General features: G+C 36.2%; 23 protein-coding genes and 1 pseudogene. 5 read left to right on the forward strand and 19 right to left on the reverse strand.

Going from position 1 to position 26,566, the window contains the following annotated elements:
• Window positions 1-96: 96 nt before the first annotated feature.
• Together I215_RS09325 and I215_RS09330 are read right to left on the reverse strand one after the other, a co-directional pair.
• Window positions 97-1,494: a Gfo/Idh/MocA family protein gene (locus I215_RS09325; RefSeq protein WP_008991714.1), complete on the reverse strand. Its 1,398-nt coding sequence runs from the start codon at window positions 1,492-1,494 to the stop codon at window positions 97-99.
• Window positions 1,495-1,510: 16 nt separating this feature from the next.
• A complete protein-coding gene (locus I215_RS09330; protein ID WP_008991715.1) occupies window positions 1,511-2,497 on the reverse strand; it encodes a TolB family protein in 987 nt (328 codons plus the stop codon).
• A 52-nt stretch (window positions 2,498-2,549) separates the two neighbouring features.
• Between I215_RS09330 and I215_RS09335 the strand changes: the two genes are divergently transcribed.
• Together I215_RS09335 and I215_RS09340 are read left to right on the forward strand one after the other, a co-directional pair.
• Window positions 2,550-3,167: a hypothetical protein gene (locus I215_RS09335; protein ID WP_008991716.1), complete on the forward strand. Its 618-nt coding sequence runs from the start codon at window positions 2,550-2,552 to the stop codon at window positions 3,165-3,167.
• Window positions 3,168-3,200: 33 nt separating this feature from the next.
• Window positions 3,201-3,416: a hypothetical protein gene (locus I215_RS09340; protein WP_008991717.1), complete on the forward strand. Its 216-nt coding sequence runs from the start codon at window positions 3,201-3,203 to the stop codon at window positions 3,414-3,416.
• 289 nt (window positions 3,417-3,705) lie between these two features.
• Here I215_RS09340 and I215_RS09345 read toward each other — a convergent pair whose 3' ends face one another.
• From I215_RS09345 to I215_RS09355, 3 genes are all read right to left on the reverse strand, one after another.
• Window positions 3,706-5,214: a SusD/RagB family nutrient-binding outer membrane lipoprotein gene (locus tag I215_RS09345; RefSeq protein WP_008991718.1), complete on the reverse strand. Its 1,509-nt coding sequence runs from the start codon at window positions 5,212-5,214 to the stop codon at window positions 3,706-3,708.
• Between the two features lie 11 nt (window positions 5,215-5,225).
• Entirely contained in the window at window positions 5,226-8,249 is a 3,024-nt protein-coding gene (locus I215_RS09350; protein WP_008991719.1) for a SusC/RagA family TonB-linked outer membrane protein, read from the reverse strand.
• A gap of 540 nt (window positions 8,250-8,789) precedes the next feature.
• Window positions 8,790-9,557: an SDR family NAD(P)-dependent oxidoreductase gene (locus I215_RS09355; RefSeq protein ID WP_008991720.1), complete on the reverse strand. Its 768-nt coding sequence runs from the start codon at window positions 9,555-9,557 to the stop codon at window positions 8,790-8,792.
• Between the two features lie 475 nt (window positions 9,558-10,032).
• Between I215_RS09355 and I215_RS09360 the strand changes: the two genes are divergently transcribed.
• Window positions 10,033-11,616: a type IV secretory system conjugative DNA transfer family protein gene (locus tag I215_RS09360; protein WP_008991721.1), complete on the forward strand. Its 1,584-nt coding sequence runs from the start codon at window positions 10,033-10,035 to the stop codon at window positions 11,614-11,616.
• Window positions 11,617-12,024: 408 nt separating this feature from the next.
• A pseudogene (locus I215_RS09365) lies at window positions 12,025-12,450 on the forward strand (TraM recognition domain-containing protein); the annotation flags it as partial.
• Window positions 12,451-12,474: 24 nt separating this feature from the next.
• Here I215_RS09365 and I215_RS09370 read toward each other — a convergent pair.
• The 10 genes from I215_RS09370 to I215_RS09410 all read right to left on the reverse strand — a co-directional run bounded on the left by I215_RS09370 (window position 12,475) and on the right by I215_RS09410 (window position 21,956).
• Window positions 12,475-13,782: an MvaI/BcnI family restriction endonuclease gene (locus I215_RS09370; protein ID WP_008991723.1), complete on the reverse strand. Its 1,308-nt coding sequence runs from the start codon at window positions 13,780-13,782 to the stop codon at window positions 12,475-12,477.
• On the reverse strand, window positions 13,748-14,980 hold the full coding sequence (gene dcm / locus I215_RS09375) for a DNA (cytosine-5-)-methyltransferase (RefSeq protein ID WP_008991724.1): 1,233 nt from the start codon (window positions 14,978-14,980) through the stop codon (window positions 13,748-13,750). Before dcm ends, I215_RS09370 begins: the two co-directional genes overlap by 35 nt.
• A gap of 167 nt (window positions 14,981-15,147) precedes the next feature.
• Window positions 15,148-15,951 (reverse strand): DUF4138 domain-containing protein, encoded by an 804-nt coding sequence (locus I215_RS09380; RefSeq protein WP_008991725.1) that lies wholly within the window; start codon window positions 15,949-15,951, stop codon window positions 15,148-15,150.
• A gap of 19 nt (window positions 15,952-15,970) precedes the next feature.
• Window positions 15,971-16,906, reverse strand: coding sequence for a conjugative transposon protein TraM (traM, locus tag I215_RS09385; RefSeq protein ID WP_008991726.1), 936 nt, complete (start codon window positions 16,904-16,906; stop codon window positions 15,971-15,973).
• Window positions 16,896-17,510: a conjugal transfer protein TraK gene (locus I215_RS09390; protein WP_040460143.1), complete on the reverse strand. Its 615-nt coding sequence runs from the start codon at window positions 17,508-17,510 to the stop codon at window positions 16,896-16,898. The genes traM and I215_RS09390 overlap by 11 nt, the downstream gene beginning before the upstream one ends.
• Window positions 17,511-17,525: 15 nt before the next feature.
• The gene (locus tag I215_RS09395) at window positions 17,526-18,368 is read right to left on the reverse strand and encodes a hypothetical protein (RefSeq protein ID WP_008991728.1); all 843 of its coding nucleotides are present in this window, start codon (window positions 18,366-18,368) and stop codon (window positions 17,526-17,528) included.
• Window positions 18,369-18,370: 2 nt separating this feature from the next.
• Complete coding sequence (locus tag I215_RS09400; protein WP_156800252.1) at window positions 18,371-18,913, reverse strand: conjugal transfer protein; 543 nt, start codon at window positions 18,911-18,913, stop codon at window positions 18,371-18,373.
• 82 nt (window positions 18,914-18,995) lie between these two features.
• A complete protein-coding gene (locus I215_RS09405) occupies window positions 18,996-21,398 on the reverse strand; it encodes a TraG family conjugative transposon ATPase (RefSeq protein ID WP_008991730.1) in 2,403 nt (800 codons plus the stop codon).
• Complete coding sequence (locus I215_RS15890) at window positions 21,385-21,669, reverse strand: hypothetical protein (RefSeq protein ID WP_083852498.1); 285 nt, start codon at window positions 21,667-21,669, stop codon at window positions 21,385-21,387. Before I215_RS15890 ends, I215_RS09405 begins: the two co-directional genes overlap by 14 nt.
• Window positions 21,669-21,956, reverse strand: coding sequence for a hypothetical protein (locus tag I215_RS09410; protein WP_008991731.1), 288 nt, complete (start codon window positions 21,954-21,956; stop codon window positions 21,669-21,671). The genes I215_RS15890 and I215_RS09410 overlap by 1 nt, the downstream gene beginning before the upstream one ends.
• Window positions 21,957-22,138: 182 nt before the next feature.
• On the opposite strand from I215_RS09410, the gene I215_RS09415 reads away from it, so the two are divergent.
• Window positions 22,139-22,780 (forward strand): N-acetylmuramoyl-L-alanine amidase family protein, encoded by a 642-nt coding sequence (locus I215_RS09415; RefSeq protein WP_237738949.1) that lies wholly within the window; start codon window positions 22,139-22,141, stop codon window positions 22,778-22,780.
• 398 nt (window positions 22,781-23,178) lie between these two features.
• Here I215_RS09415 and I215_RS09420 read toward each other — a convergent pair whose 3' ends face one another.
• From I215_RS09420 to I215_RS09435, 4 genes are all read right to left on the reverse strand, one after another.
• Window positions 23,179-23,460 carry a helix-turn-helix domain-containing protein gene (locus I215_RS09420; RefSeq protein ID WP_008991733.1) on the reverse strand — a complete coding sequence of 94 codons (282 nt, stop codon included), beginning with the start codon at window positions 23,458-23,460 and terminating at the stop codon, window positions 23,179-23,181.
• Window positions 23,461-23,989: 529 nt separating this feature from the next.
• A complete protein-coding gene (locus I215_RS09425; protein ID WP_008991734.1) occupies window positions 23,990-24,319 on the reverse strand; it encodes a DUF6730 family protein in 330 nt (109 codons plus the stop codon).
• A 13-nt stretch (window positions 24,320-24,332) separates the two neighbouring features.
• Window positions 24,333-25,196, reverse strand: a complete 864-nt coding sequence (locus I215_RS09430) for a relaxase/mobilization nuclease domain-containing protein (RefSeq protein WP_008991735.1) — start codon at window positions 25,194-25,196, stop codon at window positions 24,333-24,335.
• Between the two features lie 7 nt (window positions 25,197-25,203).
• Entirely contained in the window at window positions 25,204-25,695 is a 492-nt protein-coding gene (locus I215_RS09435) for a plasmid mobilization protein (RefSeq protein WP_008991736.1), read from the reverse strand.
• Window positions 25,696-26,566 lie beyond the last annotated feature (871 nt).

The following is a 26,566-nucleotide window of genomic DNA, read 5'->3' on the forward strand; positions in this document are numbered from 1 at the left end:
CATTCAATTTTCTTTCCTGCTAGCATTGGGCGACCATACTTGCTTATTTCAATCCAATATGCTCCAGAATGACACAATCTAAAAACCAAGCAGTCCTTAAACCAATTTCATATTGACAGGGTCCCATTTAATGATTTCTTTCTTGAAATAGCTTTCATTACAAGCGAGCGAGGGGGCGGCAGTTCTAAATCCAAATTCAGCATCCTCCACTACGGGTTTATCATCGCGAATAGCATCAAAAAAGTTGGTGAAATGATCTACATGCGAACTATAGCCATTGGGCGCCTTGAATACCACATCCTGAATTTGTTTTCTTTTGGTTTGTTCATCAGTCCATTTGGCTTTGTATTCTCTTGTAAGCTCATTTTGCATATCCTTTGAGAAGGTAAATAAAGAATCGTAGCCTCCAAATCCTGGAGCCTCTGGCATAATGTTATGCTTTACAGTAACGTTATCACCATCGATTCTCATGACCCCTTCAGATCCGATTAACTCAATGACTTCTTTTCCGCCTCCACCACTAATGAAGTTTACTCTAAGATTAAGCTGAAAGGCTGGGTGCTCTTTGCTATCTGGATACTGCATAACTCCTGACATCACATCAGGCATATTTCGACCATCCTTCCAGTAACTAAGTTGACCCGTGCTATAGATGGATTCTGGCCCTAGAGAATTGGTAATTAAATGCGTACCACTTAAAAGGTGCACATATAGGTCACCTGCTACTCCAGTTCCTAATTCTTTATAAGCTCTCCACCAAAAGAATTTCTTGGCATCAAATTCCATTTTTTCGGTTACCTCGACAAAGCTTTCCCAATCTGTGGTATCGGGGTTGGCATCATTTGGAATGGTATATTCCCATGCTCCAATGGAACTTTGTCTATCATAGACAGCACTTACCATATTTAAGTCCCCAATTTCTCCAGAGGCAAGTAACTCTTTTGCTTTGATATAGCCAATACTACTAACTCGTTGGCTTCCTACTTGGAAAACCTTTCCAGAGGCTTTAGCGGCTTTTATCAGTGGAAGCCCCTCCTCTATTTTGTACACCATTGGTTTTTCTAAGTACACATGCTTTCCTTTAGCTAACGCATCATGAGCCATCTGCGCATGCCATACATCTGTTGTACAAATCAGTACCGCATCCACATCGCTACGATCTAAAATATCTTTATAATTTCTGGTGGTAAATATTTTTTTACCGAATTTCTCTTTTGCATTCTGTATTCTTCCTGTGTACAGATCACATATGGCGACAACTTCTACACCAGGCACCTCCAAAGCAGAATTTAAATCAAAATGACCTTGCACCCCAAACCCTATCACACCGATACGGATGGTATCGTTGGATGAAAATGGACGGTCGTAACGCATAATACGCTCCTCTGCTTTCTCCTGTGCTGCTGAAGTAGTAAAAGGGATGGCTGCTGAGACCAAGGTGGTCGCTCCAATTTGGCGTAAAAATTTCCTGCGTGCGTTCTTATTATCTTTCATAAGTAGTAAATAATTTTTAATTCATTAAGTAGCGGACAAAAGCAATTTTCTTACTATCTGGACTCCATGATGGAACATTGATGGTTCCCTGTCCTCCGAAGAATTCTGGAGTTATGTCCTTAATCTCTTTAGTTTCTATATTCAATAGGCGAAGTTTCACCTGTTTTCCAAAAGGATGATTTTGTTTTTGATCATTGATATAAGCTATGTAGGCAATCCACTTGCCATCTGGAGATGGGTGCGGAAACCAATTGGAGTACTTATCAAAGGTTAGTTGCTCGGGATTTTTTCCATCCGCTGACATGTGCCATATTTGCATACGTCCCGAGCGATAGGAATTAAAATAGATGAATTTACCATCCGGAGAATATTCTGGACCATCATCTAAACCTTCATCAGTGGTTAATCTTGTTTCCTCGCCTCCTTCTATGCCAATGGTATATACATCATAATTACCATTGCGCTCTGCGCAATAGGTTAGCTTTTTTCCATCTGGAGACCATCCGTGCCAAAAGGATGGTACCTTTGAGGTCACTCTTCTGGGCTCTCCACCTTCAATGGGCATAACATAGATAGCAGACTTATAAGATTTAGGAGATGGATCTGATTTATCATTGTGGCTAATGGCTAGCCATTTACCGTCAAAAGATATTCCATGATCATTATTGCATTGATCTGCAATGCCTGTATCCAATAGCTCTAAATCTTTGGTTTCTAAATCAAGGGTGTAAAGTTTGCCATAACTATTTACAATGAGATAGTTATCAGGGTGCCAATTAGGAGCTTCAAAGTGTTTGTTTAAAGTAAGGATAGTATCAATCTCACCCGTTGAAATATCCACTGTTTGGATATAGCTTGTGGTATCAATTTTCTTTTCTGAAGCTTCATTTTGAGAATAAGCAAATAGACAAAAAATAAAACTTATTAGAGCCAAAAAATTGTGCTTCCATGAACATTGATTGTTAGGTAATAAGCGCAGCAGATTATAAAATGATTTTGTCATGTTTAACTCATTGGCTCTTGCAGGTTTTAAATATACATGGAATTTCTAAAAAATGGTAATTGTCTCTGGCATTAACAGTGTTAAATATTTCAAATGGAGCATCTATAGCGGTTTTGGGACCAAACATGAAGAACGAACATCAAGATTCTGGATAGATTCAGAGGGTGTTGATCAAGAAACCTACGATGCTAATGTTCCTAATCAGACATTATACCGAAAAGCTATTGGAGAAAATTATAGGATAAGCTATGTATATAAGGATTCACAAGGGCAAAATCTATATTATGAATTTGATCAGGGTAGCCTTGCTGAAAATGGCCAGATATTCTACTACAAAAACGGTGTCCTTACATTTATGGACAACGATAGTATAGGGACTGTTACATCCATTGCCTTTCATAATGACAAACCGTATTTCGCTGGCACCTTCGCCCAAATCAGATCCTCAACAGGAGGAAGTGAATTAGACCCTTCTACACCTTTTATATGGGATGGTAATGATCTTATAACCACTTTGCCTTTACCTAATCAAGGATCAAATTTTAAAGGAATAAGTACCATCTATGTTGAAAATCCGGAAACAACTTATGTAGGAGGACGCTTTGGGCTACCCGTGTACTGGGAAAACACCAATCCAGTAATATTGGACCAACGTTATGGCGAGGTATAGCAAATAGCCAAATCAGGCGAAGACATTTATGCCGTGGGGCTCATTAATAAACATAATTCAAATAGTACAGGTCATACAGCTTGTTATTGGAAAAACGGGGAACTTCATGAACTAGAGGATAATGCTCAAGCTTATGGAATCTTCATAGATGGTGATGATGTTTATATCAGTGGAGCTTTTGGAGCTAAGCCGATAGATTACAAACCTTGTTATTGGAAAAACGGCATTAGGGTGGGTTTGCCTTTGTAATAAAATAGAGTTATTGATTTGTGCCAGTCCTTCGTTTCTGTTTTTTCTCCTTCGCAAACAATCAAAAGTGTTGGCTTTTGGCGAAGTAATGTATCCATGACACAAAACCATTTTCAACCTCACTACATTTAATTATAAAAACAGTTGAAAAGCGAACATGGAAGACATCTATCAAATCCCTATTTTTCGAACTAGGCAGATCTAAAAACAGAAAATCCCAAAAGTGTATTAGACCTTGGGATTTTGCTTTAATTATTCTTGGTGAATGAAATAAAATTTATAATTCAAATTATTCTGGAGTATTCCACCAAAGAGGTGTAGTCAATCTAATGTTAGGACTATTATCAGGCATATTAACATAATTCCTATCCTCCTCGTTGTATTCATACATCATAGCTTGGATCCAATCATCGGAACCTGGAAAAAGATTAAGATTCACGTTTTCTGGTCTCTGTAAACCTGGGTAAATATCACTACTGTAATCCATTCTACGCATGTCCACCCATGTCTCTGGATTTAGCATATTTGCAATATACTTTTGAATCATGATATCCGACATACTAATGTTAGCATTTCCAACCTCAGTATCCAATTGATCCATATATGCGGTGATTTCAGCAGCAGGTATTTCTAGTTTTTCTAGGTCCGCTTGAACACCAGCTTTAAGAGCAGCATAAGCTCCAGGCAAATCACCTTTTCTAAACCTAGCTTCTGCTTCTATAAATTTAACCTCACTATAGGTAATCATATAGGTAGGTGATGTTGCGCTAGTGTAAAAACCACCATTTCCAAGTGAAAAATCTTCCGAAGGTAAACCATCTAGTCCTCTTCCAATCACTACACCATGATACCCTCCATTAACCGCTTCAGGAACGATGATAGGTAATCTAGGATCCTGATATGCAACTGCTGCATTTAAAGGATTCTTAAGCAATTCAACAAAGAAATGCGAAAAGTAATCTATCCGTGAGGAACCATAACCATTTGCGCTGAAAGGCTGATTGGCATTCTCTGCCTCTCCTCCAGGAAATTGTACTAGCGCATTGTCCTGATTAGATGTAAAAGATTGTTCACATAATGCAATGATCGCATCGGCATTATAAACCAAGTCACCAGAGGATTTTTTGCTTAGGTGATTCAAATACCTTGCTTTAATTGCTTTAGCAAATTTTATCCATTGATCTTTATTTCCTTGGTAAAGAACATCCCCTCCTTCTTGGTTAAGCTCAATTTCGCTAGGTTGCCCCAACTCCTCTATAGCCTCATCCAATAGTTGAAAAATTGTCTGATAGGCTTCTTTTTGAGTGACAAATTCCGGAGTAAGATTCATGGATGATTCACCATCATAAGTCTGATCCGTTACAATATCTCCATACTGATCAGTTGTCATTCCATAAATGTAAGCTCTTAATATCTTACCCACTGCCTTGTAATTCGGTGAATTGTGTTTATCACCCAATACAATTAAATCAGCGGTATTAGGTAATGCATATACATATGAATTCTGCCAAAGGAAATAACTTCCAGTAGTCAATTCCTTACTCCACGTTTCTGAATAGTAATCAGCCACATTTTGAGATCCGTATTGTGTGATTCCCAATACCTCTCTTGCACCCCTATACTGCGCGGTACCAGTTGTGTTTTCAATAGCACCTTTGATTCGGAATTGTGGTTCTAGTGAAGTTGTTGTAGGAGCAGTTACCGAACTATTAACATCAAAATAATCATCCGAACATGACACTGAAGTACCAGCTAACAGTCCTAAAAGTATAATATATGAGTTTTTAAATATTTTCATTATCCTTTATTTTAAAAAGTGAATCTTAGTCCTAAATCAAATCCTCTGGTATTGGAAGTTCCTAAATTATCGATATACATCGATCCAGCTCCAGAAATTCCAGCTCCAAAGGTGTTAACATCTGGATCTACTCCACTGTAATCAGAAATGGTTAAAAGGTTCCTTCCTGTAGCATAAAGTTCCATTGCTGAAAGCGACAGTTTGTCCAAGATCGTTGTTGGAAATTTATAGGATAAGGTAACATAACGTAATCTTGCAAACGATCCATCCTCAACAAAATTTTCTGAATTAAGTGCATAATAGTTCTGATAATATGCTTGGTCCATTACAACAGGAGTCTGGTTGGGATTCCCATTAGTATCAACCCCTGGAATGACTATAGTTTGGCCTCTATCAAGGGTGTTTTGGCTTTGCCCATAATAAGCAAGAGCAGATTCAGTTGCATTATAAATGTCCTGTCCTTGGGCCAAATCAAACAAAAATGAAAGGCTTAAGTTTTTATATCCAAATGTATTAGTAATACCAAGGCTCCAGTCAGGAAGCCTATTGATATCATGGTAGGTCGCATCTTCTAAATTTGGTAACCCATTAGATTGCACTATGACTTGGCCATCTTCATTTTTCTGAGGACGTTTCCCTCTTAGTCCAAACAAGGATCCATTTAAAATTGCAGCTCCAGCTGCAGAATTCCTAAAGGTCCATGAGTCTGAGAGATATACCTCACTTAAAAATCCTGGAAGTTCCTTCACTTCGCTTTTATTGGTTCCAAAATTAAAAACTGTTTCCCAAGTAAAGCTATCTGGATTTGTTAGTATACGAGCAGAAAGTAAGGCTTCTATACCACGGTTTTCAATAGCACCGCCATTAAGGGTAGCATAGAAGGTTCCAGTGGTTGGTGGAACTCGAATATCCGTTAATATCTGATTATCCGATTTACTATTGTAATAGGTAACCTCCAAAGAAAGGCGATTATTTAAAAATCGCATGTCAGCACCGAATTCATAACTGTTGGTAAATTCAGGTTCTAAGTTAGGATTTCCAACATTAACCCCATCCCATGCATAACCAGAACTGGCAGCTCCATTAAGGTTTTTACCTAATGAACTCTCTAGTGATCCTATCGGTGCATCCTTTCCTACTTGTGCCCAAGTGGCTCGTAGTTTTAAGAAATTAAATTCATCGGAGGAAAAATTAAATAAGTCAGTAAGTACCGCTGACATCCCAACGGATGGATAAAAGAAAGAACGCTTGTCTGCAGGTAAGGTGGATGACCAGTCATTTCTACCGGTGGCAGTTAGAAAAAGTGCATTTTTCCAGCCTAGTTTAAGATCCCCAAAAACCCCGACAATTCGTTTCCTGCTTATAACTTCTGTGATTTGCTGATTTTCAATTAACACATTAGAAATACTATAGATTCCTGGTGCTTGGAAACCATCACCTGTGGTATAAGTAGTTCTAACATCTAATTCTTCAACAGATTGTCCAACCATGGCATCGATAGTAAAATCTTCAGCCAAAGTCTTATTATATCTTAAAAACAAGTTCGAAGTAAATCGTGAATGATCTTTTTCGAACTGGCTTATATAACCATCTTCACGGTTCTCTATTAAGGATCCAGTACCAATAATTCTTTTATTAAACTCATGATAATCATCTGTCCCTACTTTGTAGGTTAGATTGAAGTCATTTAGGAAATTATAATTCAAAGTGACTACACCAATAAGTCTTTTAACATCGTCAGTGTTAGGACTGTTGTCAATACTCCAATAAGCATTATCAAATTGCTGATCTAAAAAGAATGGCTTTTGGGAGCCATCTTCATTTAAATAATCTCTTGCATTGACATTCACTGGATATGCCAAAAGACTATTAAGGCTACCTCCCGATGAATTACCCTGTCTTGTGCTTGATGTTTTAGTGTTAATGTAATTTCCAGAAACGCCTACGGTTAGGTTTTTACCGAATTTAGAATTAGCATTGATCTTAAAGGAAGTCTTATCATAGCTAGTACTAGGAACAATACCGTCTTGAGAAAGATCCCCTATTGAAAAATAGATATTACTTTTTTCATTTCCACTAGAATAACTGACGTTGTGATTCTGAGTAATTGCTGTTTTATAGAAATCTTCCATGTTAAAATACAAGGGTGCTGAAGAACTAATAGGCGCTCCCCATGAAAATGAAGATTCAGGATCATACTCCATATCCGCACCAGAACCAACTTGCATCCCCTGTCCGTATTGACTTTGAACATCAGGAGTGCCTAATATCTTATCTACAGACATGGAACCTGAATAGCTAATTTGGCTTACTCCAGCTTGTCCTTTTTTAGTGCTAATGATCACCGCTCCACTTGCTGCTTGAATTCCATATAATGCGGCAGCAGCAGGACCTTTTAACACAGAAATACTAGCGATGTCATTAGGGTTGATATCTGAAGCTCTGTTAGTACTTGCAACGTCCAAGCTAGAATTCGTTGAGTTATCTATAGGAATTCCATCGACAACAAATAGGGGCTGGTTGTTTCCAGTAATTGAGGAACCTCCTCTGATAAGTATGATAGATGACGTTCCAGGTGCACCTCCTGAGGAAACAATGTTTACTCCAGAGACTTTCCCTTGTAATCCATTTACCATATTTGTTTGATTCCCCTGAATAAGTTCCTCTGACCTGATATTCTGAATTGAATTAGCGAGGGACACTTTTTTAGATTCTACTCCTAAAGCCGTCACAATAACTTCATCGAGACTAGTAGCGTCCTGAGACATAGTAACATTTATAACCTTACTGCTTGCTACTGTTTTTGTTTGGGTCTTCATTCCAAGGTAGGTGAATACCAGAACATCTCCGGCTACTGCCGCAATGCTGTAGTTCCCATCAAAGTCTGTTGTTGTTCCTGATGAAGTACCATCGATAACGATAGACACTCCAGGTAAGGGGGTTTTTTGCTCATCGGTGACTGTACCGCTTATACTTTGAGAAAAAGAAAAGCCACATGTCAACAGAAAAAGCATTGATAGTAAAAGTTTCTTCATAATTGATTGATTGTACTGTTAATTTTGTGAATGAAAATACAAAATCCCACCACTTTTTCACCCAAGTGCCGATATTAATAAAATTGGCACCATATGTTTTTGATAACACTTTGAAATACAGCCTTTTGTGTAATAAGGAAAAGCGTAAAGCTGCGTCAAATCGGCAATTATCGTTTGTATACCTATGGTAAACTACGCATTAATTTAATATTAAATTGCGGGTTTAAGGGCAGTTTCTGCTTGTATAGCGTATGAAAAATGAGGAGACAACCTTCATCCTTAGGAAAAACATAGAATGAAAAGCACTAAGGCATGTAGGGTAATGTAATTAAATTCCCACATACCCACATTGAGCGATTTAATTTAAAAATTAATTGGCTTCTATTAAGATTCTCTATCTTCTCTTTTCATTCGTCTGCGAATGTTTCCTGCTACAGTGGTTCCTTCCTTCATAGGTGTATGGATACTGCCTGTTGTTGGTATTGAATACGATGCTTTTTCTGATTCCTCTTTGGCTACTTTCTCAGAGAATTTTTCAGCTCAGTTAGGAAAAATCCGATGAAATAGATTTGAACCTTCTGCTTTATAGCCTACTGGCATTTTTTCATTTGGATCAATACACGCATTTAAGATTTCATCAATAACCAATTCGGGACCATCCATAGCCGCCATGCATGGTTTATGTCCAGTATAATTTGCGGCATGTTCCCACCAAGGGGTATCTACTGCCCATGGTATAATAGTAGCTACTTTAATATTCTCTTTTTCACAGAACTCTAATTCTCTATTAATCGAACGGCCTAAACTTAAAACGCCTGCTTTAGTAGCGGAGTAGGTGTTTTGAAGAGCCAAAGGAACTTCACTGCCTATTGATCCAACATTGATTAATGTACCCTCTCCAGTAGCCACAAAATGACCAATAGCCGCATGGGCTCCATATACAACTCCTTTCAGGTTTACATCAATAAGCCGTTCGTGATCTTTAAGGGGAATGTCCCAAAAATATCCTAATGCTCCTACACCAACATTATTGATCCAAATATCAATAGCTCCAAGTTCTTTTAGGGCGGTTGTTGAAAGTTCCTCTATAGTTTCTGATTTACTTACATCGCCAGCTACATACCGAAAGCTTCCCCCTTTGTTCTCGATGTGATTACGCAAATCTTCGAGTAAATCTGCTCTTCGGGATATCCCGACTACATTGGCACCTAATTCAGTTAATCCCAATGTACTTCCCAGACCAAATCCGCTGGAAACTCCTGTGATAACTACTGTTTTCCCTTTCAATTGATTTTTATCCTTGTCCATGATTTTTTTTTAATTCCTTGGATTTAACTCATTACAAAGGAATTAAAGAAAAAAGAGTAATAAAGTATTCCTAAAATGCTGTTTATAAGATAACTTGTACAAACCAAGATCTAAATGCAAACCCTGGGATGAGAGAGCTAATGGAAAAGACTATCAAAACACCAAGAAAGCTCCTGAAAATTCTTTATCTTTATTTCGCTGAGTTTTAGCTTTAATATTCATGTAGGGGTTATCCAATTCACCACTTTCGCCTATAACCCTACGTATCAAAAAAAATCACATCACAAGGAGATTAACTTTTCCTTGAAATAAACAACTCGCTTTTTAGCCAAGTTGTTGGGCTATAAGTGCTATGCTACAAGGCCTCGTAAGCCAAGTTAAATTATCAAAGGCTTTTCGTGGTATAATTGATCGTTAAAGACATAGTAAAGCTGGAATGTAAAACCACATTTACAAACTTTAATATTATAAGAACATGTTCACCCTTAACCTTTATACCGCAATACTGTCCATTGGCATGATAAGTATGGTATGCTACGCATTATATCAGATCTCCAAATATGCTTTTTTAATAGGTAATCTTCTAATACTTTTAGCCACCTTCATACTACTACAATGGAACCCTCTTCATTTAGTATTGCTAATTGTGGTTTGTCCAATGCTCCTAATCAATACTATCTTCTATGTTTACTTGCATAAAATAGAAACTACAAAAAATCCAGACCATAGATATCAAGTGACTTTTGCAACTACCAAAGGAAAATTCAACTTAGGTAATATCAAACGCGGTGCATCTGTCATTGGTTCCGCTGGTAGCGGAAAGACAGAAAGTGTGGTTTATGGCTTTTTACAACACTTCCAAAAAAAAGAGTTTTGTGGTATTATCCATGACTACAAGGATTTTGAGCTTACAGAGATAGCCTATCCCCTATTTAAAGATCACAAAATTCCATTCAAAGTAATTTCCTTTGACAAGATCACCCATCGGGTAAATCCCATTGCTCCACGTTATCTAGAAAATGAAGAAAGCGTAAATGAAGTATCAAGGGTACTAATTGAGAACCTATTGGAGCAACGATTATCTGGGACCTCAGGGACCTCAAAATTCTTCAACGATGCAGCAGAGGGTTTAATAGGTGGTCTTATTTGGAAACTCAAAACTAGCTATCCAAAATTCTGTACTCTTCCACATCTAATTGCGATTTACCAATATCTAGATACTGATAGTCTGGTAGAGTTTTTACAAACCAACACTACCTCAAGAGCTATGGCGGATGCATTTATTAGCGGTGTAGACTCTGAGAAACAAACCGCAGCGGTAAAAAGTACCCTTTCCAATGCCTTAAAACGTATTAGTTCTCAACGAATTTTTATGGCGCTCTCAGCAGATGAAGTACCCTTAAACATAAACAATAAAGATAATCCAGGGGTCATAGCGGTAGTGAACAATCCCAAATACGATACTTCATTCTCTCCAGTAATTGCCACGATCATTCACACCATTATAAAACTAATGAGCGTGCCAAATTCAGAACCTTCCTTTTTACTTTTAGAAGAAGCGCCGACGATTCGCTTACTGAATATGCATCGCATCCCTGCAACTCTAAGGAGCTACAACATCTCCACAGTCTATGTTATGCAGGATAAGATACAAAACGACATGATGTACGGGGATAAAGCTAGCAAAGCAATCTTAAGTAATCTTTCTTATCAATTTTTTGGAAAAGTCAACGATCCAGACACTGCCAAGTATTACGAACGTTTTTTTGAAATAATAAAGGATCCAACCAAAAGTATAAACCGCGGTTACAACCTTAATTTTGATACCCGCATTACCACTGGAGAAAAAGAAATCCCAAAGATCAGAGCCAATACCTTTTTTAGATTAAAACCGGGAGAGTTTATCACCTATGCCGACGGGAAGGATAAAAAGGTACAATTTAAATCACAACATATTCAAAGGGAGCTTCCACAGGAATCAAATCGATTTTCTAAAGCTGAATTAGAGAATAACTTTGAACGCATATATAGGGAGGCTAAATCCATTTTCGAATCCTAATTTCATTTAATTGGCAGGACCATAGCTGAAAACAAATAAGCTTGTTTACAGAAATCTAAACTTTTCTGTAAACAAAACAGTTTGATTACAGTTTCTGAAAACAAATATGTTTGTTTACGAAAAACGATACTTTCCTGTAAACAAAACAGTTTGATTACAGTTTCTGAAAACAAATATGTTTGATTACGAAAAACGATACGTTTCTGTTAACAAAACAGTTTGATTACAAAAATCGATACTTTTATAAACACAAGAACTTTGTTCAAATTTCTACAATGTAGCATGGCCTTCAGGAAGCCTGAGCATATCGCTTGAATGTTTTGATAGTTTTCGGTTTTTGACCATCCCCTTTACATTCAAATCCTCAAACGCAATCACTTGATTATCCCTCACAAGAGCGTAACTAATCTTTTGCAGGATAAGATACAAAACGACATGATGTACGGGGATAAAGCTAGCAAAGCAATCTTAAGTAATCTTTCTTATCAATTTTTTGTAAAAGTCAATGATCCAGACACCGCCAAGTATTACGAACGCTTTTTTGGGATAATAAAGGATCCAACAAAAAGTATAAACCGCGGTTATAACCTTAATTTTGATACCCGCATTACCACTGGAGAAAAAGAAATTCCAAGAATAAGAGCCAATACCTTTTTTAGATTAAAACCGGGAGCGTTTATCACCTATGCCGATGGCAAGGATAAAAAGGTGCAATTTAAATCACAACATATTCAAAGGGAGCTTCCACAGGAAGCTAATCGATTTTCTAAAGCTGAATTAGAGGAAAACTTTGAAAGGATACATAACGAGTCTAGTTCGATATTTGCTAACTAAAAACCTTTGTAATTGGTTACTCAATCAACCTATAATGTCAACTATTTCATTGTTCTTATATAAATTGGGTAAAAATCCAGATTTTATTCTAAACTGGCTTCTCTTCTTTATTTTTGGTTTGGTTGAAATATTTTCTAATTTTATTCCTGGGTCGTAATAAATATTCCCATTCGCCATTTGTAAGAGAAAAAGTTGAAAATCAGTTCCAGTACCTAATATTATCTCACTTCCGTATCTATACTTTCTTTCTGGATTAATTTCTGATAATGACGGCACATAACAAGCTTGATTGTGCTTTCTATTCCAATGCTTTAGCAATGAAGCAAAACTCCAAGATGCAGTTTCATTATCACTCTCATCCAATAAAACAATACGACCATTTGAATTACGAATTTTGCCACTATCGGTGTCAAATCCTATTAATTTCATAGTTAAATTAGTAAGGTGATGTTTTTCCCCAATTCTATGAATACCTCCGAAATTCAATCTATCTGGTCTCCCTTTTTTATCCTTATAACCATAAGTTCTAACAAAGTATTCTGACCCTTCTGTTTTATACAAGCCATCTGTAGGCTCGGGTGTCATAAGTGTTATGACTTTACTCTTAATACTATTAAAATTTGAAACCCCAAACTGTTTCACTTCCCAACCCATAAAATCTGGTTCAGAATATCCGTTTGGTGTAATTCCTAATTCAGCTTCTAAAGTATAACCACCACAATTGGGCGCTTGACAATCCATTATACCTCCTTGATTATTTAATCTTTTAGAACTGATCCAACCCAGTTGATGAATTCTTTTTAATTCGTCTAACAACACAGCTCTGTTGTTTTTCGCCATAGGTAGATCGATAGTAGAAAACACCCCATGAACAGAATCAACTTGTAATTGATCAAATTCAATGGCAATTTCAGAATCGGGGGCTGCTACATAACCCAATATTTCTCCAGTGCGATCAACTGAAAATAATAATAAACGACCCTCTAACCTTTGAGTCATTAGTTCTGATGGTGCATTTTGACACCCAGCTAAAAATCCAGAAAATCGAACCTCTGGATACTTCGGGTAAAGAATAAGCTGTGCCTTAGGGGCTGGAAATATAGATCCTTGATCATTAACCCATGAAAAATTAATTTTTGCTTTAAATCGTTCTTTTTTCCAATCTCCAGCTTCTTCAGTTACAATTTCTTGAAGAGGTAAAATATTTAAAATTTCAAAGCTACCACCAAAGTATACTTGGTTCTTAGAATTATCATTAGGTGATAGAATTTTTGTGTAAACTTTCTTGCAGCCTTTGCTAACAAACAGAGATTTCAGATTGGTTAGATTCATTTATTTTTAATATTTCCATTACTAGGTTTTTAGCCACCGCTTGAATTAATGGTGTTACTACTGAATTTCCAAATTGTTTATACGCTTGATTATTTGAAACAGGAATTATAAATTCATCAGGAAATCCTTGTAGTCTCGCACATTCTCTTGGTGTTAACCGCCGTGGATTCTTATCTTTTTGTGGTATCAAGATTTCTGATCCATCCTTGTAATACCTTGCACTAATCGTTCTGGAAATACCGTCTAAATCAGTCAATCCAAAACCGAAACCATTCCCCTTCGCTTTATGTTTTTTAGCATGGGATTGAAGATAATCCCATAGTTTATCAGATAAGGTGTATTTATCATCAACTTCTGGCTCTAAAATATCCTTAAACGAATGCTTATATTCCTTAGGATCAGGAAATTTAAATCCTTCTTTACCTTTAAAAATTGACTTTTTAAATCCAACAATTATAATTCGTTCGCGATTTTGTGGCACATAGAATTTACCATTTAAAACCTTAAAATATACATTATAGCCTAATCTCTCTAGAGTACTGATTATCACTTTAAAAGTTTTCTTCTTATCGTGAGAAACCAGATTTTTGACATTCTCAAGCATAAAAGCCTTAGGTTGCTTATGTTTGATTATTCTAGCAATGTCAAAAAATAAAGTACCTTGTGTTTCATCCAAGAATCCATGCGCTCTACCCATAGAATTTTTCTTTGAAACTCCAGCAATTGAAAAAGGTTGGCAAGGGAATCCACCTAACAGGATATCGTGATCAGGAATAAACTCTTCTGAAATCTGTGTGATGTCTCCAAATGGCACTTCTCCAAAATTAGCTTCATATGTCTTTTTAGCGTAAGGATCCCATTCACTTGAAAAAACACATTTCCCTCCATTATTTTGATAGGCCAACCTTATTCCTCCAATTCCTGCAAAAAGATCAATAAATTTAAATTTTGGATTTTCTCTTGGCGGAAATGGAATATCCCATTTTATGGGTAAATAATATTGAAAGTCGGGTTCCTTAGCAATGTTCAATTCCCTATGTAGAATTGTCAAATATTCTATTGCTGGGGCCTTAAAGTATTGAGACACACCATTTTTATGATTATGTAAATAGTGGGTCAAATACGCCATTTCGTTAGTAGTTTTTTTATCTACTACGAGTCCTAACCTCTCTTTTATATTTGAATATTCTCTTACCATAATTAAGCCGTAAAGTAACGAAAAATAAAGTTAGTTTCAACTTTCTAACACTCCATCTTATCAACAATTTTATAAATGATTTTTAATAATGATTGGAGTTTTAATGTTTTTAGTAAATTATAGTTTTATTCAGTAAATGGCACCAATGATTTAGATTGTACTAACCTTCAAAGCCTAGTTTTTAATATCACCTTCCTACTACCATTTAGCTCCTGAAGTTCCAGCTGCAACTTTTCTTTATCCCCGAGTACAAACTTCGGAAGTACATACACGAATCTATACGACTCACTGTTATGTACCTTTGAAGGCAACTTATAACTATAGATAGGTTTTAATTCCTTTTTTTGAAAAGAAGCCTTGCGTTTTTTATTTCCACTAACGCTAAACACCTTCAAAAAATCAATTTCAAAAGTGATTCCTGAGGTATTGGTAATTTCCATAACAAGATAAGTTTGTGAACCCTTATAGGCGATCCTTTGTAATTGAAGCTTTAGCCCTTTCTGTCGCTTAGTTTTCAAGTTCTTTGAAGGAGCTGCTAACAGGTAATCCCCAAAACTTTCAAATTCCTTTATACCATTAGAAGTGCTATCCAATTTCTTCTTGTTAGACCTTTTGGTTTCAGCCATTGGCAATTCTGTACCTATGCTCCTTTCTTTTGAGATAAAGTAATTAAGCTTAGATAACGAGTCACTATACTCTAAGATAAAGCTGTACACAGCACCATCATCAGTCACCACCAATAAATTGCTTTGCTTTCCAGGTGTGGCTTGTAACAGACCAAAGTACTGCTTCTTTTCCCTGTTATAAGTAAACACAAAGTTAGAGCTGCCAGTGACCGCTTGGCGAATTGGACTTGGAAAAAACAAAGCCACATTTTTAGAATTGTTAGCATATAAAGTTTCCAAGGGCCTTTGAGCGTCCATTGGTAGCGTTAACAAAATAGCTACCAGAGTTATGATATAATTTTTCATGCGAGTCGATTTATTATAATTACTGTCTTTTAGAGGCTTTTAATATTAACTCATAACCATCAATCACGGTCACCTTTACTTTTTTGTTGTTTCTTCGAAATAGTTGCTTTATACCGCTTAATTGTGGAACCCCAGCTACATTGATATCCTCAACCATATCACCGATAATTTGCTCTCGAGCATCGCCTTGGAAACTGTTCTCGATATATATACCTTCACTGCCATCTTGTACATCATACCCAAGAAGGGTTACTGGATCTTTTCCAATATGATCAATAGAAATCATGGTTCTATTGGGTGTAAAACTCACAAAGCCGTATATAAGAGTGTTTCTTGAATATAAGACCCCTTCTATCGTTGTTGCTTTAGATAGGCGCATACGGAGTCTAGAATTAGCCTTTACGACCTGATCTCCATCAACTACTACATAAATAAACTGATCCGTATTTAAAGTGAAGGTTAAATCACTTTCTTTAGGATTGGAAGCAAAAAACAACTGATGTTCTAGAGCTAACTCTTTGGCATCAATTTTTAAGTCTCTTTTGATTTGGGAAGAGTCCACTTCTGTTCCTTGTTTTTGGGTGGTTTCTTCTGGCTTGAAATTTGGATATCGCTTCTGGGAATATTGTATCCTTCCTAAGGCGTAAATACTATCAACAATCATCTTCTTCTGAAGCTTTGGAAGATCTGGATTGTAATAACCCAAAGAATCAATCAGTTTCTCGTTGTAAATACTAGGTGCTGTAGTTTCTCTTACTTCTTTTAGATCATTAATAGCATCTAGCTTGGAATTATAACCCTTTGGTTCTTCTTTAAGCTCAGGCACTAAGGTTGAATTTAGATTCTCATGCTCAGAGTCACCAGCACCCCATACCATTACGCTATAGGAGACCAGAAATATAACAACCACAGTCAACACGGCAGCAAATACTATTTTATTCTTTTCAATTTTCATCTGTGATTTTTTTTAAAGTATTCTCGATATAATCAGTTATCAGCAATCCATGAGGATTGTTTGGGAAATTGCGATCCACTGTAATTAACCTTCCAGTGGAAACCAACCTATAGGTATCAGTTATAGAACCGCGATTGATCTGAAAAACAGTAAGCGTTCTAAAAGTATAATTGCCATTATTGGATTCAATCTGAGAAACGCTATGTAATACCTTTTGCACTAGAGAATACTGCAAAAGACGGTTATACACTCCTTCAGCTTTTTTCTGTCGGTAAAGATCACTGACAGAACTATTAGCTAGCCAAAGCGCTTTTTCTAAATTCTTTTCATAGTTACTAGCGTCAATAGAATAGAAATAGTTGTGAAACAGATCCAAATGTGCAAGGGCTTCCACTTTAAAGTTTTCTTTCTGGGTAACTAGCTTAAGGGGAATAATACTGCCATCAGTATTTACCGCAAAAGCAGCATTAAGCGCCTTGTTATGGATTGTATATACCATCCATAAGGAAAAGCTGCTAATTAGTAGTGAGCAAACTATTACGCAGTAGACAATGGCTCTGTTTAATTTTAAAACTTGATATATATTTTTATATGGGAGTTTCATAAGGCATATATGAATTTAATTGGTAAATAATCGAAGTGTAAATGAAGTTGCACGGGTGTAGAGTTTGAATTTCAAAAACACTATAAACCCAATGGAGCCGAGCTGCACTACAGGGGCAAAAAAACCCTCACCAACATCGGTTCCAAAAAGGTTCATCCAAAAGTTGGTATTGATCTCCCTATAGAGCGCATTTACAAATACATTGACTAGAAAAAAAGCAGGCACCAACATATACACCGCGGCGTAGAGTCTAAAAAAAGTATACGCCAAGGAACGAAACTTTTCAAAAACGGAAAGACTGATAATTAGCGGAAAAAATGCCTGCATGATGCCCAGTAAAAAATACCGCTCAGCTAAAAACATGGGGTAAATAAAAAGATCTAAAATCCATAAAATTACCCCCGTTATAAAAGCAAATATCTTAAACCCGTAAAGAGGTGTAACTAATGCCTCATATAATAGGGTCATAGCAGCATGTGCTACTTTGACAACACTCACGTCTTCTTCTATAGGAATATCCTGCATTTGAAGCGGAAGTAACGCGGGTGCCACAGCTCTGTATTGTCCTTCAATAGCTACTAGAATACTGTCAAAAAAACCTAGGACTTGGGTTGAGAAAATAACAAGTAAAACAACCATAAAGTTTTTAGCTAGATCCTCTGGACCAAGGCCCCAGGTATACCCATCCTTCTGCGCTACCCCTTCATTGTACTTTTTTAAAATATTAATTAGAAAAAATAGCACAGAAAGGGTTTTCATTCCTGCAATGGTGTACCGGGAAAAATCACTATTTTGAATGGTCTGAAATACCGTATCCACATATTCTAGACCAATTCCTAAAAGAACAAGTGCTGCCATAATTAATAGTGCATTTCCCGGTTATTGATTTTGTCTTGCATTTTTCTAAAGGAAATAATATCGCGGTAACGTCTAGTCCTAGTTGTTATCTCAGATACCATTTCTTTAGATTCTAGTTCTTTTTGTTTTAGGATTTCAGCCCGATCAGCATCGCTCATTTTAAGGTAGCCACTAGAGAGAATTTGATCAATAAAGTCCATGGTTTCCAAAGAGTTTTGAACGATCGCATTAAAGGATTCAGATACCCGAGTAACTTCATTTGCTTTGATATAGGGAGAGTTTAATATCCCGCGTAAATCATTTCGCATTACCTCTAAAAGCCGCTGGTTATTTCTTCCAATTTCTTGTACTGCTCTTAACTGGCGAACCACGGAATTGACTCTTTCCAAATTCTCCTTTTGTTGTTTTAAAAACTCTACTGTTTTTATCATCTGAGAGGTCTGTTTAGCAGATTCTACCAGTGATTTCATAAGACTTACAAAATTGGTGTTATCATAAACTGGCATCCCCTGGCTTGAAGCGCTCATGGGTGAGAAAAGAAACATTACGGTAGCAATCACTATGATTGCTGGTTTAATTTTTACTGAACAATTGTACTGGTTGTGGTGGAACTGTGATTTCATGATATTATGTTTTGCTTGTAAATTCAACAATGGCTTTTTGCATATTTTGAGTCTTTCGATAGCTCTCCATTATGGCCTGGTTTTCTTTTCCGTCAGTAAGGTAGGCGGCATACACTTCTTTGGGAACTTCGAGCCTAAAGATGTTGCTTTGTTTTCCGATTTTGATAAACATCTCTGTGTACTTACGTGGACCGGTAAGGTTGTTCTTAATGGACTTTAGTTGGTTTAAATCATGGCTCGAAAGATGAAGTCTTTTAACAAGCTCATCATAGCCCTTTTCATTTTGAAGGCTGTAGATGACCTGCGTATTTTCAAGGATACTAGCTGAAGTGCTGCTTTGTGGAAGCTGATTGATGGACTGCAAAATAATTCCAACGGCGCCATTTTGCTTTCTAATCGCCTGATAATAAAACTCCACGCTTTCTAGGACGTTGTCAAACTTTAGTTGTTTAGCAAATTCATCAAAAAGGATAATACCTTTTTCAGCGCGATTCTGCCAAATGGTTCGCTGTATGGCTGATTTAATGAGCTTAAGCATCACAGAGAGGATTTCTTTATTATCGCGAACTTCATCGAGCTCAAAGACGATCATTCGCTTATCCTCTAATTTGTATGATTGGTCCTCTCCTACATTAAATAAAAAGCTATACAATCCCCCTTCTACATATTCCGATAGAATATGCAGAAAATCATAACAACTAAAATCTTCTTCCTTAATATCAAGATCCTCAAGTAAGCGCTCTTTATTTCTACTAACAAACTCATACAAAGAAGCTAAGCTGTGGTTCATTTTAGTGGTTTGATAGTAATAAAGAAGTACTTTTTTCATGGCTACTTCTCTTCCTTTGGAAACGCTATTTCCCTTAGCTAAGAGCTCCAATAAAAATAGTGATAGATCCTCAAGACGCTCCGGGGATAAATCTGTGGAATCCGAAATATAAAAAGGGTTGATCCCAAGATTTTCACCTTTTTCATAGCGCAAAATAATATGATCATCAGGATAGAGCTTTGCAAACTTTGAATAGGATCCACCTAAATCAATGATTACTAGGCGAACTCCAGCCTCAAAATATTGCCTGAGTATATTATTAGCTAAAAAAGATTTTCCTTCCCCAGTGGGGGCAAATATGGCAAAGTTGCGTGCTTTTATGCGCCTTTTTCCCTCATCCCAAACATCTTTTAATACTGGTATGTTGTGCTCCCGATCATTGAATATAATGCCAGAGGTATCCGATTTATAATTTGTATTGTTGATCAGTAGACAAAGTGCGTGCTTTAAATCGGTAACATATAAATCGTTGTTGGAGAAATTGGATGAAAAACAGCAGTAGCTATTTAAAATATAATTCTTTTGCTGTTGCCCTTTTGGGTAGTAGGGTATAATATCCAACTCTTTGAATTCGGTTTTAATCTTAGAGGTGATCCGCTCTAGGTCATGGGCACTATTTGACCAATACACAATATTGAAATGGCCACGAACTATTCGGGCATTGTCATCGGCATTGATCTTACTGAGAATTTGCTGAATTTTACCTAGTACCACCTTATTCTGCGATCCGAAATTTGAGCTTTTACTCAGCTGCTCTACTTTCTTATCTAGTAACTTTCTCCATTTATGCTTGTCATCTAAAAACAATATTTGATTGACTATATGATTTTCCTTTAATGAAAGCCCTAAGCCATCAACAAACCCCTGATGAAACACAAAATCATCTGAAGTGAATCTATCATTGGTCTTGCTACTCTGTACACTTTCGCCAAAGCACAGTTCGCTATTAATGGCTAGGGCATCAAAATAATGCTCTCCTATGGTGAGGTTTTTTCCATCTAAAATAATATCTGTATTAAATCCTTCATTAAACCCATTGAAATAGTCAGTTGTTAGGGTTTCTATATCGCGCGTATCAAGTGGGCAAAAGGTCATCTTTCGGCTGTTATTAATAAATGATACCGCATCACTTACTGCCTCGGCAAAGGACTTTACCCTATCATCCAACTTATAAACTATTTCTTTAGAGACCTTTTGAAAAGGGTTTACGTATTTAGGATTGTTAAGCTCCTTGTTTTTAGTTAATATGAAAAACAAATAGCAGCTGTGCTCCATATACGCTCGGCCTTTAAAATAATCATGGGTGGCTTTTTCTAAAAAGCTTGTTCTAGGTAGCTTACTAGAGGTATAAGACTTCTTGAGGTAGATATCTTGCTTGTGTACTACCGTACCAATTGGCAAAGACTTTAACCCTTGGAACCAGGTTCCGTGTATATCTTCAAAGTCTTTTTCGGATAAGGAATAAATTTCAGGTAATTGGCCTTTAAAGCCTAGTACAACATTTCCGTTACTTGCAAAGATGATATTATCCCTTATAGCTGCTATAGGCCTATGTGCCCAAAGGTTAATCTTTTTCATAGCTAATGCTTGAAATTCGTCTGTTACTAATACTACTAGGGAAGACCGCACTAAACTGAAAATGCTGCGCAGTAGTTGAAAATCGAAGTAATAGAAGGTACAATACACTATTACCTACAAGTAAACTCATAATCAGGGTGAAACTAAAGGAAAAGATAATCAGTAGTAAAGAGCAGATGATACAGATCATCATTATCACAAACATCGATAAGGGCAGTCCAAAGATGATTGCCTGTTTTCGAATATTCTTATAGATTTCGTATCGTTTCATTATACTGTGATTCCAATTAAGTAAGTAAATATGCCTACCACTGCTCCTGCTATAAGAACAAAGACTAATACACGGGTTATTCCTTTTTTTAGATCTGCGTTCTCTCCAAAGAAGTGACCGGCATTAAAAAGAAAACCGATAAGGAAGATGACCCCTAGAATAATGGGGAAAATAGTTCTGATGGTATCGGAAACATCGTTAACCGAGTTTTCAATCCCTCCAATTTGAGCAAAAAGTCCAGTGGATAACAAGGACAAAAAGGTTGTGGTGTAAATTGATTTATTCATAATATAAAAAGTTAAAATATTGATTATTCACGTATTATAAATTTACATATATTTGGCACACAAAATACTGTTAATCAGTATTTTATATTAAAAATATTATTTGAATTCATTTGGTGTTATTTGATATTATTTGGCATCAAATACTATGAGAATTCAAAGCACAACCACCGATAAATTCAAAAATGAAAATGAAAATCGCGCTCAAAAACGTCAGTTTTGTCCTTTTGCTTTTAAAAATGTGTGTCATTTTTAGTCAAGAGCAAGCGCTGAAAAATCGAATTATTTTAGACCCTGGTCATGGGGGAAGGGATTTCGGTACTATGACAAAAAGTGGGATCAAAGAAAAGGATGTAGCCCTTAATATTGCAAGGGAAGTTTTAAGGCTCAACAAAAAATTAAATTCACCTCTGGAAATATTGTTAACTAGGTATACCGATACGCTAGTTTCATTAGCCGATAGATCAGAATTAGCCAGAAGCCTCGATGCTGATCTACTAGTATCTTTACACCTAAATCATGCCGAGAACCCTAGTGCAAGAGGAATTGAGGTTTATATAGGAGATAGGCCTTCAAAGTACTTAAGTGCCTCAATATGGCTTTCTTATAAGCTGCAGAAGAATTTTATAAGCGCCTTAGGCTTTGAGAGTCGTGGGGTAAAGTTTGCTGATTTTAAGGTTCTTCGCGATGCTACTAATTGGTATCCGGCTTGTCTTGTGGAGATAGGTTTTTTATCCAACCCTGATGAGCGCAATTATCTTACCCAGGGTAAGCATATAACATTTATCGCAAAAGTCATATTAACAACCATAATAAATCACAACTAAAATGAAAGATCTTTTTGTAGAGTTAACCAAAAGTTTAAAAGCTATTGCATCAGCCTTTATTACAGAGTTAAGGGTGCTTTATAAGTATTTTAGACCTTGAAGTTTATATTTAAGTGGTATACCTTTTGCCTTGAGAATATCGGCATAGTTCGCCGGTAGTATATCCCATTATTGCATTTATTTTTAAAAAAAGTAAAAAAAGGGTATAACGGAACATGCTGACCCCTTAACTGGAAGACCATTTTCTAAGTGGCATTACAGCGAAAAACGCCTAAAAATGAATTCAACCAAAAACAGACTGCCATTTCACTTGCTATGGATGTGTTCAAAGTAAGCGAAACGGCAGCTAAAAAAGTTAACAGATCTTCTAAGTAGCCCTATGATCGTATTTTTTATGATTATGGATCTGAGCGCTGATCTACGCGATTTTCATCCATTACATTTTGAATATCAACAATATCATAATAGATCATCCCACCTATTTTGGTGTATGGCAGTGTACCATTTTTTCTTAAATTCTGAAGCGTTCCAGAGCTCACTTGAAGTAAACTCATCACTTCGGTTGACTTCAGATACCTTTTGAATTCGCTGGTGGTTTGCGTGGATACTATTTTTTTGATTTCTTTAATCATTTCTTCTTTGAAATCTTGAAGATCATCCGGGTCATTTGTTTTTCCCATAATAATAAAATTTTTTTAATGGTTGATAAATAGTTTCTTAAAGCGTTATCCACAAGAAAAACACACGGCTTAAGCTTTAATAACTTAGCATAGCTACTTTTTCTTGGACATTCATATGATAGTCTACTTACTGAGAGAAAATTGAATTGCTTGGCCTAGTTTAAAACAAGGCGGGTTTACATCTAAATTATCGCGTATATGATTTAATTTTTAATCATTAAAAGTCCTTTATACTACTGATGTATAATACATGGGTCTAGACATAAATGATATCGGTTTGAAATAGTAAATGGAAAAGATTACTTCTCGACTATTAAGCGATTTCAATATGAATACATTCAAAGGAAAGTTCTTGTATAAATCTACAAAAATATTGCCTTGATTCTAGGGTGAAATTCGGTGAGTTATCAACAATTTTCAGTCTAAAAAGTAGTCGAATTAGATTATAAACTAAATCAAGAGGATTAACTTTTAAACTTTGTTGTATTTTTTCTTGGTGCTTCTAGATGTAACTAACATTTTTATAATTTTAAAGGGCATTTACTTTTGTAGATAAAATATAAATTATTGACCCTCCTATTAAAAGTGTGGTCAAAATAAAGGTGATCATTAGCCAAGTTAAAAAGACTTTGGTTTTTTTAAACAGTACATCCATTTTTATATAAAACTGATTTTGTTCTGCGCTTTGTCTTTTTAATAGATTGTTATAGTGGTCCATAAAAGTTTTAAGTTCTTTCAAGTCAATAGACACTCTTAAGCCTTGCAAATTTTCATTAATGCCTTCAAGTCTCTTTACGTCATTTTGGAACCTTTCAACCTCTGTGGTCAGTAGCTCCATCTGTTGGGTAATTCTTGTCATAAATAAAGTTTTATTAAATTTCTATGCCAACTCCTTTGGTTTGTTTTATAATCTTTGATGCTATTCTCGTTGCAATCCTATGGGCTAATTTAGGGGCAATAGGCACTAGGGTTCCTTCAATCTTAACGGGTATAATGTTATTTGATCTTATAATGGATCTGCCATAGAGCTCAATAGCCAAATTACCGCCTCCCATTGATCTGTGGATTTCACTTGCTTTAAGATTATGATTTCCATAAGCTAGCCGAAATCCTCTAAGGTTTCCGTCTTTAGTTATACTTGGAATAACCTCTACGCCTTTTGCCTTCATATGCCGTATGTACTGATCAAAGTTCTTTGGCCTGTAACGATTAATAACATGGTCGTGTATGCTTCTTATTTTTGAGCGCACTGGAGAGAGTCTCCCAAGCTTTTCTAACACCACATCCTTGACGGTGGTTAGGTTCATTTGTTGTGCAACCTGGACAGCTGTTCTCATGGAACGAGGATCAAGAAAAGAATCATCATATACATTGCCGTTAAAATCTATTCTATTTACATAAAGATGAATATGCAGGTGTTCTTTATCTCGGTGGACAAAGCCTATGGCTTGTCGATTTATTAGTTTCATTTGCGAAGTAAACTTTAAGCATATTTCTTGAAGGTCTCTAAGGTTTAACTTCTTTCCATCCTCTATTGTTGGACTAAGTATAAAAGATAAGGTATTATTTTTACAGTAATGATTCTGGCTCTGAATAAACCGGAACTCCCTGGCAATTTCTGTGGGGTTCTCCCCCATTAGATGCTGGCGAAAAACAACTTCTGCATCCTTTTCTTGATTCCATCCATAGGATATAGAATCCTTAGTCTGGCTAATAGCATGTCCTTTACCGATCATTGTTTTATTATTTAATGATGGTTTGGACAAGTGATTTAATTTCCTTGGTAAGTTGATTTACTTCCTTGGCAAGTTCTGGATCGCTGTCATGCGCATTACTTCCCCTGGTTTTAAAATCGTTATAAAATTGCACTAAAGCTTTATAGGCCCTAATGTGCTGATCAGTCATACGCTGTTTTATTTGAACTTTAAATACAGCCCTACGAGTAAACTCACTCAAGGATAGTCTACTTTGTTTAGCTCGAAGCTTTAGAAGCTTTTTTTCATATACAGTGCAATAAAGTTTGACATATTTGGTTTTACGCTTTGATTTTCTCTTTTTTTTCGAATTATTAGGCAAGGTTGTTTTTAAGGATTCCTTCTTATCAAGTTCAGGTGTTATGGAATCATTTTCACTTAAAAAATCTGATGAGAGTTTTAGTATGTTGTCATTCTCAATTGCTTTTCGTTCTATGAGCACTCCTTTTTTGTTGGTGTTTATGTTCGTTTTTGTTCTCATATGAATAGTTTTATATTGGCATCTATAGATGCGCTACTTTATTAAATCATCTAAATACTTTTACTTCAAGTTTTATGTTCTTTTTGGGGCCGAGAATGTCGTTAGACTAGTGGGTTTTAATGACAAATTATAGTGTCATTAAAGCAGTAATTCTTGTAATAAATTTAAATAGAAATACAGCTCGTCTGACAAATATCTTGAGTTAGTTATTAACAATCATTTGATTTACAGTTATCTAACTACAAATAATATCAAATGATATCATTTATTATGAGAGGGGATGAAAATTTTTATGGGTTGCGGTGATAAATTCTTGTTTAAAGGTGGAATTCTGACAAGATGGGTGGTAAACTTTGGGGTGGAATATACAATCATTTTAGAGCATGTTGACCCTTGTAAAATATGTTTGGGGTTTATTAGCAAAACTGAAATTCGAAGATTAATCACCTCGATTTTCTAGATGGGGTCATATTAGATTATTTAGTAACATTGAAAAGTTTGGTCTTGACGCGCTACACCTTATTTTCGAAGGAAAGCACCACAAAGTAATTTATAGGGGTAACCAGAACCCTACTATCAGTATACAGCATTTCACACTGGTTGAAGTCACACCCTTTTGTACGTGTGGGATATCCTATTTTTTAATGGCTTCCATCCAAGGTTAATATAGCTAATCGGGAAGCTCCAGACTCTGCCTTACTCATCTCTGGTAGAGCTTTGGGGCTAATGTTTCTTTTAAAGCACTCCTCTAACGACCCCCTTTTTCAATAATCAAAGTTTAGAACTGAAACACAAATACCGTTAAGTTATTTTAAATCAATAGATTTTGTTTTTGAAGATTGTGACTTTATCTGAATAAAGTCACTATGAA

The organism is Galbibacter marinus (assembly GCF_000300875.1).
Taxonomy (GTDB): Bacteria; Bacteroidota; Bacteroidia; order Flavobacteriales; family Flavobacteriaceae; genus Galbibacter; species Galbibacter marinus.

What these genes read in the sequence shown, in the direction of transcription:
- I215_RS09325 (WP_008991714.1), bottom strand. Translation starts at nt 1,494, where the DNA reads ATGAAAGATAATAAGAACGCACGCAGGAAATTTTTACGCCAAATTGGA.
- I215_RS09330 (WP_008991715.1), bottom strand. Translation starts at nt 2,497, where the DNA reads ATGACAAAATCATTTTATAATCTGCTGCGCTTATTACCTAACAATCAA.
- I215_RS09335 (WP_008991716.1), top strand. Translation starts at nt 2,550, where the DNA reads ATGGTAATTGTCTCTGGCATTAACAGTGTTAAATATTTCAAATGGAGC.
- I215_RS09345 (WP_008991718.1), bottom strand. Translation starts at nt 5,214, where the DNA reads ATGAAAATATTTAAAAACTCATATATTATACTTTTAGGACTGTTAGCT.
- I215_RS09350 (WP_008991719.1), bottom strand. Translation starts at nt 8,249, where the DNA reads ATGAAGAAACTTTTACTATCAATGCTTTTTCTGTTGACATGTGGCTTT.
- I215_RS09355 (WP_008991720.1), bottom strand. Translation starts at nt 9,557, where the DNA reads ATGGACAAGGATAAAAATCAATTGAAAGGGAAAACAGTAGTTATCACA.
- I215_RS09360 (WP_008991721.1), top strand. Translation starts at nt 10,033, where the DNA reads ATGTTCACCCTTAACCTTTATACCGCAATACTGTCCATTGGCATGATA.
- I215_RS09370 (WP_008991723.1), bottom strand. Translation starts at nt 13,782, where the DNA reads ATGAATCTAACCAATCTGAAATCTCTGTTTGTTAGCAAAGGCTGCAAG.
- dcm (WP_008991724.1), bottom strand. Translation starts at nt 14,980, where the DNA reads ATGGTAAGAGAATATTCAAATATAAAAGAGAGGTTAGGACTCGTAGTA.
- I215_RS09380 (WP_008991725.1), bottom strand. Translation starts at nt 15,951, where the DNA reads ATGAAAAATTATATCATAACTCTGGTAGCTATTTTGTTAACGCTACCA.
- traM (WP_008991726.1), bottom strand. Translation starts at nt 16,906, where the DNA reads ATGAAAATTGAAAAGAATAAAATAGTATTTGCTGCCGTGTTGACTGTG.
- I215_RS09390 (WP_040460143.1), bottom strand. Translation starts at nt 17,510, where the DNA reads ATGAAACTCCCATATAAAAATATATATCAAGTTTTAAAATTAAACAGA.
- I215_RS09395 (WP_008991728.1), bottom strand. Translation starts at nt 18,368, where the DNA reads ATGGCAGCACTTGTTCTTTTAGGAATTGGTCTAGAATATGTGGATACG.
- I215_RS09400 (WP_156800252.1), bottom strand. Translation starts at nt 18,913, where the DNA reads ATGTTTCTTTTCTCACCCATGAGCGCTTCAAGCCAGGGGATGCCAGTT.
- I215_RS09405 (WP_008991730.1), bottom strand. Translation starts at nt 21,398, where the DNA reads ATGAAAAAGATTAACCTTTGGGCACATAGGCCTATAGCAGCTATAAGG.
- I215_RS15890 (WP_083852498.1), bottom strand. Translation starts at nt 21,669, where the DNA reads ATGAAACGATACGAAATCTATAAGAATATTCGAAAACAGGCAATCATC.
- I215_RS09410 (WP_008991731.1), bottom strand. Translation starts at nt 21,956, where the DNA reads ATGAATAAATCAATTTACACCACAACCTTTTTGTCCTTGTTATCCACT.
- I215_RS09415 (WP_237738949.1), top strand. Translation starts at nt 22,139, where the DNA reads ATGAAAATGAAAATCGCGCTCAAAAACGTCAGTTTTGTCCTTTTGCTT.
- I215_RS09420 (WP_008991733.1), bottom strand. Translation starts at nt 23,460, where the DNA reads ATGGGAAAAACAAATGACCCGGATGATCTTCAAGATTTCAAAGAAGAA.
- I215_RS09425 (WP_008991734.1), bottom strand. Translation starts at nt 24,319, where the DNA reads ATGACAAGAATTACCCAACAGATGGAGCTACTGACCACAGAGGTTGAA.
- I215_RS09430 (WP_008991735.1), bottom strand. Translation starts at nt 25,196, where the DNA reads ATGATCGGTAAAGGACATGCTATTAGCCAGACTAAGGATTCTATATCC.
- I215_RS09435 (WP_008991736.1), bottom strand. Translation starts at nt 25,695, where the DNA reads ATGAGAACAAAAACGAACATAAACACCAACAAAAAAGGAGTGCTCATA.